The sequence below is a fragment of the Rhizobium sp. CFBP 8752 genome, assembly GCF_014842035.1.
GTDB lineage: Bacteria > Pseudomonadota > Alphaproteobacteria > Rhizobiales > Rhizobiaceae > Neorhizobium > Neorhizobium soli.
The window spans coordinates 1,554,266-1,566,046 of the sequence record NZ_JACYUZ010000001.1; the positions used below are offsets into that span (position 1 = coordinate 1,554,266).

9 protein-coding genes are annotated in these 11,781 nt (G+C 59.3%); 2 read left to right on the forward strand and 7 right to left on the reverse strand.

Translation table 11 applies throughout. The features are described from left to right. Nucleotides 1-24: 24 nt before the first annotated feature. Entirely contained in the window at nt 25-1,794 is a 1,770-nt protein-coding gene (locus IFT59_RS07395; protein ID WP_249407563.1) for an extracellular solute-binding protein, read from the reverse strand. 333 nt (nt 1,795-2,127) lie between these two features. Here IFT59_RS07395 and IFT59_RS07400 point away from each other — a divergent pair, with 333 nt between their 5' ends. Next, nucleotides 2,128-2,784 (forward strand): invasion associated locus B family protein, encoded by a 657-nt coding sequence (locus IFT59_RS07400; RefSeq protein ID WP_192086507.1) that lies wholly within the window; start codon nt 2,128-2,130, stop codon nt 2,782-2,784. A gap of 87 nt (nt 2,785-2,871) precedes the next feature. Here IFT59_RS07400 and hspQ read toward each other — a convergent pair whose 3' ends face one another. The 4 genes from hspQ to IFT59_RS07420 all read right to left on the reverse strand — a co-directional run bounded on the left by hspQ (nt 2,872) and on the right by IFT59_RS07420 (nt 6,169). Further along, complete coding sequence (hspQ, locus tag IFT59_RS07405) at nt 2,872-3,201, reverse strand: heat shock protein HspQ (protein WP_062456814.1); 330 nt, start codon at nt 3,199-3,201, stop codon at nt 2,872-2,874. 92 nt (nt 3,202-3,293) lie between these two features. Next, entirely contained in the window at nt 3,294-4,217 is a 924-nt protein-coding gene (locus tag IFT59_RS07410) for a DMT family transporter (RefSeq protein ID WP_192086508.1), read from the reverse strand. Nucleotides 4,218-4,349: 132 nt separating this feature from the next. After that, nucleotides 4,350-5,759 carry a type I glutamate--ammonia ligase gene (glnA, locus tag IFT59_RS07415; RefSeq protein ID WP_062456819.1) on the reverse strand — a complete coding sequence of 470 codons (1,410 nt, stop codon included), beginning with the start codon at nt 5,757-5,759 and terminating at the stop codon, nt 4,350-4,352. Between the two features lie 71 nt (nt 5,760-5,830). Then, nucleotides 5,831-6,169, reverse strand: a complete 339-nt coding sequence (locus tag IFT59_RS07420) for a P-II family nitrogen regulator (protein WP_007753933.1) — start codon at nt 6,167-6,169, stop codon at nt 5,831-5,833. Nucleotides 6,170-6,500: 331 nt separating this feature from the next. On the opposite strand from IFT59_RS07420, the gene IFT59_RS07425 reads away from it, so the two are divergent. Then, complete coding sequence (locus IFT59_RS07425; RefSeq protein ID WP_192086509.1) at nt 6,501-7,988, forward strand: NAD(P)H-hydrate dehydratase; 1,488 nt, start codon at nt 6,501-6,503, stop codon at nt 7,986-7,988. Here IFT59_RS07425 and IFT59_RS07430 read toward each other — a convergent pair. Next, entirely contained in the window at nt 7,985-8,794 is an 810-nt protein-coding gene (locus IFT59_RS07430; RefSeq protein ID WP_197978034.1) for a DUF72 domain-containing protein, read from the reverse strand. The two genes, IFT59_RS07425 and IFT59_RS07430, sit on opposite strands and share 4 nt — an antisense overlap. A 39-nt stretch (nt 8,795-8,833) precedes the next feature. After that, on the reverse strand, nt 8,834-11,755 hold the full coding sequence (uvrA, locus tag IFT59_RS07435; RefSeq protein ID WP_192086511.1) for an excinuclease ABC subunit UvrA: 2,922 nt from the start codon (nt 11,753-11,755) through the stop codon (nt 8,834-8,836). Between the last annotated feature and the right edge of the window lie 26 nt (nt 11,756-11,781).

Here is an 11,781-nt window from a genome sequence, read left to right on the forward strand (position 1 = left end):
TGCGATCGGCAGGTGGCGAGCTGTCTACTGCGCCCGCTCATCCCACCAGGTGTTGAGCTGATAGCCGTATAGCGGCAAGGTTTCCGGATAGCGTATCTGCTTGCGCCGCGCCACCCACTGGTCGGCAATATGGTAGAGCGGAACCATGTAGTGGCCTGAAATCAGCAGGCGGTCATAGGCGCGAACCGTTGCTTCGAAATCTTCCTTGCTACGGACGGCTGTCATGGTGCCGATCAGCCGGTCGATATCGGGATCCGCCGTTCCTGCAAAATTGAAGCTGCCGGGCGTGTCGCGGGAGGTGGAGCCCCAGCGTCCCATCTGTTCGATTCCGGGAGACAGCGACGACGGGTAGGATTTGACGATCATGTCGTAGTCGAAGCTACCCGACCGCGCCTGGTACTGCGAATCGTCGACCGTGCGGATCGCCATCTCGACGCCGATCATCCGAAGGGCTCGCTGGTAGGCGATGGCGAGCTTTTCCTGATCGACGGTCTGGGTCATGACCTCGAACGAGAACTGGCGCCCGCCGGCATTTGTCATGCGGCCGTTCTTGATCGTGTAACCACCCTTGTTCAGAAGGTCGACGGCCTTTCGCAACACTCTGCGGTCGGCACCGGACGCGTTGGTCTTTTCGATACGGTAGGTACCATCGAGTACGTCAGGCTCGATTCGGTTCTTGATGTCACCGAGGATTTCTAGCTCGCGCTGGTCCGCCGGTTTACCGAGAGAGGTCAGCGGCGAGCCCTGCCAGAAACTTTCGGTGCGGGTATAGGCGTTCTCGAACAGGTTCCGGTTGGCCCACTCGAAATCGAAGGCCAGCGAAAGGCCGGCGCGCACGTTGACGTCTGCAAAGATCGACCGGCGCGTGTTGAACACGAAGCCCAGCATGCCGGTCGGCAGTTGCGGCGTGAAGGCTTCCTTGACCGCGTCTCCAGTCCGGATGGCCGGGAAATTATACGCACGCGCCCAGTGTGTCGGGCTGCCATCGGGATAGATGTCGATCTCGCCCTTCTTGAACGCCTCGAACAGGGTGTTGTCTTCCAAAAAGTATTCGACGCTGATTCGGTCGTAATTGTCGAAACCGACTTTGGCCGGAATATCCTTGCCCCAGTACTTGTCATCGCGCTCATAGACGATGCGCTGGCCGGGTGAGACGGATTTGATAAGATAGGGTCCCGAGCCCAGCGGCACCTTCAGGGTCGACTGATCGAATGTCTCTGGGTCGATCGCGTGTTTCGGCAGGATCGGGGTGGAGGCGGCGATGATCAGTGGGAATTCCCGGTCGACCGTGTCGTTGAAGGTGAAGCGGACACTGCGCTCGCCGACCTTTTCCATCTTCTCCACGGGGGCGAGACGCCTGGAGAACGGTACCCGACCCTTGTCGCGCAGCACCTCGAAGGAGAAGATCACGTCCTCAGGCGTCACCGGCTGGCCGTCGGACCATTTTGCCTTGGGATTGATGTTGAACTGTATGAATGTGCGCTCATCATTCCACTCGACGCTTTCGGCCAGAAGACCATAGAGCGTGAAGGGCTCGTCGGCGGAGCGGGTCATCAGCGTTTCATAGATCAGGTTGCCGAAGGCCGGATCCCAGACGCCGCGGGCGGTGGTGCGGATGCTCTTCAGATTGAACGGGTTGAGGCTGTCGAACGTGCCGACGACGCCGTAGCGGACGCTGCCCCCCTTCTTCACTTGCGGATTGACGTAGCTCAGATGCTGGTAATCGGCAGGCAGGGCAGGTTCGCCATGCATGGAGATCGCGTGCACAGGCTGCGCCCGCGCCCCGGATGCCATGACAGGCACAAACAGCGTCGCTGCGATCAAGAAGGATATACTGCGCTTCATGAAAGCATTCCGTTTCTCTCAATACTGCTGATTCGGGCGGAAAATAGCGGATAGGTGACAATGCACCAAGCACAGGCTCTTCAAACTTGCGTTGCAACGGTGAGGTTTGTCAAAATAGCAAAAGAAAGGCTGGATATCGCCGTCGCGTCGATGTAACAGATTGGCAACACCCGCCGAGTCATTCAATTGCCTCATTTGAGCGACAGGTGACAGGCAGTAGGACATCTCGACGGGGTGGACGGCGCATGCTGCGCCCGCGGATTTCAGGAGACGGATTTCGTTATGATGCTCAAGGCAACCAAAGTTATGCGGACGGCCATGTCTGCTCTTGCTGTTTCGGTCGGCGTAGCTGCGCTGCCGGTTGCAGCCTTCGCCCAGCAGGCAGCTCCCGTACAGGGCGGCGCCGGTGCCGGCGGTCCGCCGCTTGGCTGGTTCAAGACCTGCACCAAACAGGACGATGCTGATCTCTGCGTTGTGCAGAACATCATTCTGGCCCAGAACGGCCAGCTGATCACGGCAATCGGCCTAATCAGTGTCGAAGGCAAAGTGAACCGCAAGATCCTTCAGGTTTCGGTTCCGACCGCACGTATGGTGCAGCCTGGCATCATCATGCAGATCGACGGTGCCAAGGGTCAGAAGCTCGACTACGCCGTCTGCCTTCCCGACAAGTGCACAGCTGAAGTGCCCCTGACGGATGCGATGATCGCCAGCCTCAAGAAGGGCACCGACGTCGTCTTCACGTCGATGAACTTCCGTCGCGCGCCGAACCCGATCAAGGTTTCGCTGACCGGCTTTACCGGCGCCTATGACGGTGCCGCAATCACCCAGTCGCAGCTTGCCGAAAGCCAGCGTAGCCTAGAAGAAGGCATGCAGAAGAAGGCTGAGGAAGCGCGCAAGAAGCTTGAAGAAGCTCAGAACGCTGCCAAGCAGGGCCAGTAAGTTCAAATCTCAAAGCAACAAAAAAGCCCGGTCGAAAGACTGGGCTTTTTTCGTTTTGACGATTTATCTCGACAAGGCTGGCCCCCATCAATGGGCGAGGATGACCTTCGGCTTTAGATTGCCGGAGGGGCCGGCGTCGAAGATCTGGTAGACCTGCGGGTTGCGCAGGGGTTGGTCGCTCTCGTCATGGACCAGGTTCTGTTCCGAGACATAAGCGACGTATTCGGTTTCGTCGTTCTCGGCCAGAAGGTGGTAGAAGGGCTGATCCTTGCTTGGGCGGATCTCGGCCGGAATCGCGTTCCACCATTCCTCGGTATTGTCATATTCGGGGTCCACATCGAACACGACGCCGCGGAACGGGAACACCTTGTGGCGAACGACTTCCCCGATCGTAAACTTGGCATTTCGCTGTTTCATGGTGCGACATCCTTTCGCAACATAATGTGGGTGTAAATCCGTTGCTGCTCAAGTGGCAAATGCGGTGTGGTAAGGATAGTTCCACTTTGTTCTCATCCCGTTCCTGCTCGCCTTCCCTTCAACGTTGCAAGAATGACGCCTCCGAGGACGCACACGATGCCGACACCATGGTAGGCCTCGAAGGTTTCGCCGAGAAACGCCACGGCCATGACGATCGAAACCGGGGGCATGAGGTAGAGCGTGGTCCCGGCCGTGACCGAACCGAAGATCCGCACCACCTGCTGGAAGCAGAAGAAGGCGGCGAGCGAGGCGAAGAGAATGATGCCGGCAAGCTTCATCCAGGCGGACTGGCTGGTGGGAAGAAGACCGCCGTGAAACAGTTCCCAGATCGCCGGCACGATCAGGATGAGCGAGCCGGAGAAGGCAATCAGTCCGAACAGTGTGAGCGGACGAACGGCTTGAGCTGCCGGGCGCCGTAACAGAATTGAATAAAAGGCAAACGCGATCGCGGCGATCAGAATGCCGAGATCGCCGAGATTGAAGCGCATGTGAAGAACGGCAGCAAGGTCGCCGCGCAACACGATGACCGCGACGCCTGCGAAGGCGAGCGCCATGCCGCAGATTTCCTTGATGCTGATGCGTCGGCTGGCGAACAGCCATTCCAGCAGAATGATGAAGAGCGACGACGTGCTGTAGATCAGCGTGGCATTCGAGGCCGTCGTCATGGTGAGCGCCCAGTAGACGAAGCCGCCGCAGATTCCCATGCCGAGGAAGCCGAGCCAGAGCCACAACCACGTATGGGCCCGCACAAAGGCCGCAGCAGCGCGACGATCCATATAGAGCAGCGGTAGCATGATGAGCGTCGAGCCTGCCCAGCGGATAAACGCGGTCATATAGGGACCGATCTCGCCGACAATGCCGCGACCGAAAACGAGATTGCTGGAAAAGAAGACCGGGACAAAAAGGAAGATCAGCCAGTCGAGGGGACGGGGCGTGCTGCCGGTATCGGTGCGCATGAGGCAATCCAGGGGGCGGTGAAGCAGGCACGGGCCTGTGACCGCAGGTTAGGAGCCTGCTGCTCCGATGAAGCACGAATGAAAAACGGCGGGTAAGCCCCGCCGTTTCTGGTTTTCAGGTTGGTCCGCGGATCAGGCGGAATAGTACATGTCGAATTCGACTGGATGCGGCGTCATCTCGAAGCGCATGACTTCCACCATCTTCAGTTCGATATAGGCGTCGATCTGATCGTCGTCGAAGACGCCGCCGGCGGTGAGGAACTTGCGATCCTTGTCGAGGCTGTCGAGCGCTTCGCGCAAGCTACCGCAGACCGTCGGGATCTTGCGCAGTTCCTTCGGCGGCAGGTCGTAGAGATCCTTGTCCATCGCCTTGCCGGGATGGATCTTGTTCTTGATGCCGTCGAGGCCAGCCATCAGCATGGCGGCAAAACCGAGATAGGGGTTCTGGGCCGGATCGGGGAAGCGGACTTCGACGCGCTTTGCCTTCGGGTTCGACCCGAACGGAATGCGGCAGGAGGCAGAGCGGTTGCGGGCCGAGTAGGCAAGCAGAACCGGTGCTTCGTAACCCGGCACGAGACGCTTGTAGGAATTCGTCGTCGGGTTCGTGAAGGCGTTGATCGCCTTGGCGTGCTTGATGATGCCGCCGATGTAATAGAGGCAGCTTTCCGAAAGGCCGGCATACTCGTCGCCGGCAAAGGTCGGCTTGCCGTCCTTCCAGATCGACTGGTGAACGTGCATGCCCGAGCCGTTGTCGCCGAAGATCGGCTTCGGCATGAAGGTGGCCGTCTTGCCATAAGCATTGGCGACCTGATGCACGACGTATTTGTAGATCTGCATCTTGTCGGCGTTGCGCACCAGCGTATCGAACTTCACACCGAGTTCGTGCTGGGCAGCTGCGACTTCATGGTGATGCTTTTCGACGACCACGCCCATCTCGGTGAGGACGGTGAGCATTTCCGAGCGCATGTCCTGAAGGCTATCGACCGGCGGAACCGGGAAGTAGCCGCCCTTGACGCGCGGACGGTGGCCGAGGTTGCCGGTCTCGTAATCGGTGTCGTCGTTGGACGGCAGTTCCGAACTGTCCAGCTTGAAGCCCGTATTGTAGGGATCGGCCTTGTACTTGACGTCGTCGAAGACGAAGAATTCAGGCTCGGGGCCGACGAAAATCGTATCGCCGATGCCCGATGCCTTGAGATAGGCCTCGGCCTTCTTGGCCGTGCCGCGCGGATCGCGGTTGTAGGCTTCACCGGAAATCGGATCGAGAATGTCGCAAACGATGACCATCGTGGATTGCGCGAAAAACGGGTCCATGTGCACGGTCTGCGGATCGGGCATCAGCACCATGTCCGACTCGTTGATGGCCTTCCATCCGCCGATCGAGGAGCCGTCGAACATGACGCCATCGGCGAACATATCCTCATCGACGGCCGAGACGTCCATCGTCACGTGCTGCAGCTTGCCGCGCGGGTCCGTAAAGCGCAGGTCCACGAACTTGACGTCGTTTTCCTTGATCTGTTTCATGATTTCGCTTGCGCTCGTCATATGACCTTTTCCTCGCCTGTATGATTGTTATGAACTGTCCGCGCGGCTTCTTATCAGCCTTCAAAGTGCGGTCAGATAGCGTCCACACCCGTTTCGCCGGTGCGAATACGAATGACTTCCTCCACGTTGGAAACGAATATCTTGCCGTCTCCAATTCGTCCAGTCTGTGCCGCGTTGCGGATGGCCTCAATGACCGCGTCTGCATTCTCGTCAGCCAGCACAACTTCAACCTTCACCTTCGGGAGAAAGTCGACGACGTATTCCGCGCCACGATAAAGCTCGGTATGTCCTTTTTGGCGTCCAAAGCCCTTGGCCTCGGTCACCGTAATCCCTTGCAAGCCGACTTCCTGAAGGGCTTCCTTCACTTCATCCAGCTTGAACGGTTTAATGATCGCTTCGATCTTCTTCATGAGAAACCAACTCTCCGCTTCTCCCAGTCGCAGGCCCATGCCCGCCAAACAGGCCGATGCACTATTCGTGCCAAACTCTTTCACGTTTTTCAGAAAATAACACGGGTTTGCGTCAAAACTTTCCATTTTTCGGTGGATTGCCTGCTGAACGCGGTCGGCCACGTCCGGGTTTGTGCGCCTTACGCCGTATCCTTGCCGAAATCGCTTCCGCCCGCCGCACCGAGCGCATGCCTGTCCACCTACTAAATAAGCATGTTTTCTGTGCATTTGATGATGTTTTGATCACTAAGATCGCGCTTGTATTTCCCCTGTTTTGCCTTTGAATAGACAAATGACCAATTCATTCGCTCATTTGCTCCTGACGCCTAACGATATGGCAGCCGTCGACACGGCCGCGGCAGCATCAGGCATGTCCTCGATAGGGCTGATGGACCGCGCGGGCCGGGCTGTCGCGGCGTCGGCTCTTCGACACTTTCCCGGCGCGTTGCGCTTTGTCGTCCTGTGTGGACCCGGCAACAATGGCGGTGACGGCTATGTCGCGGCGGCGGCCTTGAAAGAGGCCGGCACACGCTGCGTGGTCTACAGTCTGGGGGATCCCGCACAACTGCGCGGCGATGCGCTTGAGGCCCGTTCACGCTGCCCGCTCGATACCCAGCCGTTGGACAATTATGTGCCATTGCCTGGTGATGTCGTCATCGATGCGCTCCTCGGGGCAGGGCTCTCCAGAAACGTCCCCGATAGCGTGGCGGCACTCGCTTATCGTCTGGCAGCAACCGATATACCCGTGCTTGCCGTCGATCTGCCGTCTGGACTATGCGGCCGGCGCGGCGTGGCGCTTGGCGCGGCGTTGCGTGCAGATCGGACGGTGACATTCGTTGCGCGCAAGCCGGGCCACGTCCTCATGCCGGGACGCGAGCTCTGCGGTGAACTTGAGGTTTTCGATATCGGCATCCCCCGACGAATCGTTTTGAGCAAGGCCGGCAGTCTTGCCGAGAACGCGCCGTCGATCTGGAGCTCAGCTGTGCCGTCACCGTTGAGTGACAGCCACAAGTATACGCGCGGCCATCTGGTCGTGTTCAGCGGTCCCGCGGACAAGACGGGCGCAGCCCGGCTTTCGGCGACGGCGGGTCTGAAGCGCGGGGCAGGGCTCGTTACCGTTGCAAGCCCGACGGACGCACTTCCCGTCAATGCCGCCTCGCTGACAGCGATCATGCTTCATGCAATCGACGATGTCGCAGACCTCGCCGAGTGGCTGGGTTCGGCAAAACTATCGGCCTTCGTGCTCGGCCCGGGGTTCGGCGTCGGGAAGAAAGCCCGCGAGTTCGTGGTGGCACTGAAGGGCAAGCGGCTAGTGCTGGACGCGGACGGCGTTTCCTCGTTCAAGGACGATCCTGATACGCTGTTTTCAGCCTTCTCGGAGGGCGAGACGCGCCTGGTACTGACCCCACATGAGGGGGAGTTTGCCCGGCTGTTTCCGGATTTGGCTGAGGGCAAAGAACTCAGCAAGCCGGAGAAGGCGCTGAAAGCCTCGGCGCGGGCCAACGCCGTCATCGTCTACAAGGGTGCAGACACGGTGATCGCTTCACCCGATGGCCGCGTCCTGATCAACACGAATGCGCCGCCCTGGCTTGCCACCGCAGGCTCCGGAGATGTGCTCGCCGGAATGATCGGAGCGCTGCTCGCCCAAGGCATGCCCGCCTTCGAGGCCGCGGCGGCAGGCGTCTACCTACACGGCGAAGCGGCCAATAGCCTGACCCCAGACATGACCGCGGAAGATCTGGCCAAAAGGGCAGGGATCATGCCGAACAGAGAGCCCTAGCTCTTGGCGTCGAGCATCTCCTGCATGGCCATTGCGCCGCCGGGGGCGTTGACCTTGCCCTCGTGAATGAAGAAGGCGTAGACGTCGCGCGCCGTCTTGGCGGGCTTACGCGTTTCGTCGATCAAAGGTAGATCGTCGGGGACGCTACCGGCAGACCAGGTTTTCAACCTTTTCGCCCAATCTTTCATATCCGGCTTCGTGTAACAGGTTTCGATCTCGTCCGACCCTTTTTGCAGCCGAGCATAGACGAAATCAGCGGTAACATCGGCGATCATCGGATAGTCGAAATGATCGGCGCAGACGGGGGCGACATTGTATTTCGCGAGAAGCTCGACGAATTCCGGAACCTTGAAGCTGTCGTGCCTGACCTCGACGACGTGGCGCAAAGGCAGCCCTTCCAGCACGTCCGGTAGCAGTTTCAGAAACGCTTCGAAATCGTCAGGCTCGAATTTCTTGGTGGGCGCGAACTGCCACAGCAACGGCCCAAGATGGTCGCCGAGTTCGACGAGCCCCTGCTGCAGAAAACGTTCGATCGATTCGCCCGCCTCGGCCAGGACCTTACGGTTGGTGGTGTAGCGGCTGGCTTTGAGCGAGAAGATGAATCCGTCAGGCACTTCGGAGGCCCATTTCGCAAAAGTCTCGGGCTTTTGCGACCCGTAATAGGTGCCGTTGACCTCGATGACCTTGAGCTTGGACGCCGCATATTCAAGCTGGCGTTTCTTCGCCAGCTTGTCCGGATAGAACGTGCCCTCCCAAGGCGCGAAGGTCCAGCCGCCGATACCTGTTCGAACTATGCCTGGTGTCATCACTCTTCTCCCCGAAACAGGTATTGGCGGCGGTAAAAACTATTCTGCCGCTTGGACTTTCTTGGCCGGACGCCGTTCCAGAAGCTCCTTAAGGAACTGGCCGGTATAGGAGCGCTTCTCCTTGACGACCTGTTCCGGCGTGCCGCAGGCAACAATCTCCCCACCACCCGTGCCGCCTTCGGGGCCAATGTCGATAACCCAATCGGCGGTCTTGATGACTTCGAGATTGTGCTCGATGACCACGACCGAATTGCCTTGGTTGACCAGCTCGTGCAGCATTTCCAGAAGTTTCGCGACGTCGTGGAAATGCAGGCCCGTGGTTGGCTCGTCCAGAATATACAGCGTGCGGCCGGTGGCACGCTTCGACAGCTCCTTGGCAAGCTTGACGCGCTGCGCTTCGCCGCCTGAGAGCGTGTTTGCCTGCTGGCCGACCTTGATATAGCCCAGACCGACATCGAACAGCGATTGCAGCTTGTCGCGCACGGCCGGAACCGCGGCAAAGAACTCGACACCTTCCTCGACCGTCATGTCCAGGACGTCGGCGATCGACTTGCCCTTGAAATGTACGTCGAGCGTTTCGCGGTTGTAGCGTTTGCCGTGGCAGACGTCGCAGGTGACATACACGTCCGGCAGGAAGTGCATCTCGATCTTGATGACGCCGTCGCCCTGGCAAGCCTCGCAACGGCCGCCCTTGACGTTGAAGGAGAAGCGGCCGGGCGCATAACCGCGTGCCTTGGCTTCCGGCAGGCCGGCAAACCAGTCGCGGATGGGGGTGAAGGCACCGGTATAGGTGGCCGGGTTGGAGCGCGGTGTGCGACCGATCGGCGACTGGTCGATATCGATCACCTTGTCGATATGCTCGAACCCGTCGATCCGGTCGTGCTCGGCCGGGATTTCTCTCGCGCCCATGACGCGGCGTGCGGCCGACTTGTAAAGCGTTTCGATCAGAAAGGTCGACTTGCCGCCACCCGATACGCCTGTCACGGCGGTAAAGACGCCGAGCGGTACCGCGGCGCTAACATTCTTGAGGTTGTTGCCGCGGGCTCCGAAAACCTTGAGTTCCTTGCCTTTTTTGACTTTGCGGCGCTCAGTGGGAACTGCGACGCCGAGTTCGCCCGACAGGTATTTACCGGTCAGTGACTTGGGGTTTGCCATGACCTGCTGCGGCGTGCCTTCGGCGACGACCGTGCCGCCGTGGATGCCGGCGGCAGGGCCGATATCGACGACGTAATCGGCGGTCATAATGGCGTCTTCGTCATGTTCCACGACGATGACAGTATTGCCGATGTCACGCAGATGCTTCAGCGTTTCGAGCAGGCGGGCATTGTCGCGCTGGTGGAGGCCGATAGATGGCTCGTCCAGCACGTAGAGCACGCCCGTGAGGCCGGAACCGATTTGCGATGCCAGACGGATGCGCTGGCTCTCGCCACCGGACAGCGTGCCGGAATTTCGCGAAAGGCTGAGATAGTCAAGCCCGACGTCGTTCAGAAACTGAAGGCGCTCGCGGATCTCCTTGAGGATACGGACAGCGATCTCGTTCTGCTTCGCGTTCAGGTGCTCGGGGAGCGCCGCAAACCAGTCGCGTGCCAGCCGGATCGACATTTCTGTCGTCTGGCCGATATGCAGCTTATTGATCTTGACCGCCAGCGCTTCCGGCTTCAGGCGATAGCCGGCACAGGACGGGCATGGAGCGGCCGACATGTAGCGCTCGATCTCCTCGCGCGCCCAGGCACTGTCGGTTTCCTTCCAGCGCCGTTCGAGATTGGGAACGATGCCTTCGAACGTCTTGGTCGTCTTGTAGGACCTGGCACCATCGGCGTAGTTGAACTCGATCTTTTCCTCGGTGCCCTCAAGGATCGCCGAGCGGGCGCTATCCGACAGCTTGTCCCAGCGGTCCGTCAGCTTGAAACCGAAGACCTTGCCGAGACCCTCGAGCGTCTGGTTGTAGTAGGGCGAGGTGGACTTCGCCCATGGCGCGATCGCGCCATCCTTCAGGGTCCGGCCGGGTTCCGGCACGATCATGTTCCGGTCCACCTTCTGCTGTGATCCGAGACCATCGCAGGTGGGGCAGGCACCGAAGGGATTGTTGAAGGAGAACAGCCGCGGCTCGATCTCCGGAATGGTGAATCCGGACACAGGGCAGGCGAATTTTTCCGAAAACAGAACCCGTTCATGGGTTTCGTTGAGCGACTTGTTGGCAGACCCACCTGCGGAGGTTTCCTTCTCCGGCAGAGGCTTGTCGGCAAACTCGGCAACGGCCAGGCCATCCGCCAGTTTCAGCGATGTCTCAAGGCTGTCGGCCAGACGCGCGGCAATGTCGGATCGCACCACAAGGCGGTCCACAACGACGTCGATGTCGTGTTTGTATTTCTTGTCGAGCGCTGGAACGTCGGAGATTTCGTAGAACTGGCCATCCACCTTGACGCGCTGAAAACCCTTTTTCATCAGCTCGGCGAGTTCCTTCTTGTACTCGCCTTTGCGCCCGCGGATCATTGGTGCGAGAATATAAAGACGGGTGCCTTCTTCGAAAGCAAGGACCCTGTCGACCATCTGGCTGACGGTCTGGCTTTCGATCGGAAGCCCGGTCGCTGGCGAATATGGAACGCCGACGCGCGCAAACAACAGGCGCATGTAGTCGTAGATTTCCGTGACCGTTCCGACCGTCGAGCGGGGATTTCGCGAGGTCGTCTTCTGCTCGATCGAGATCGCCGGAGACAGGCCTTCGATCTGGTCGACGTCAGGCTTCTGCATCATCTCCAGAAACTGGCGAGCATAGGCCGACAGGCTTTCGACATAGCGTCGCTGTCCCTCGGCATAGATCGTGTCGAACGCAAGCGACGACTTGCCGGAGCCGGACAGGCCGGTCATCACGATCAGCGAGTTGCGGGGCAGATCGAGATCGATACCCTTCAGATTGTGCTCGCGCGCACCACGGATGGAAATGGTTTTGAGTTCGCTCATCGTTATGCCTTCGGGGAGGATCGAAG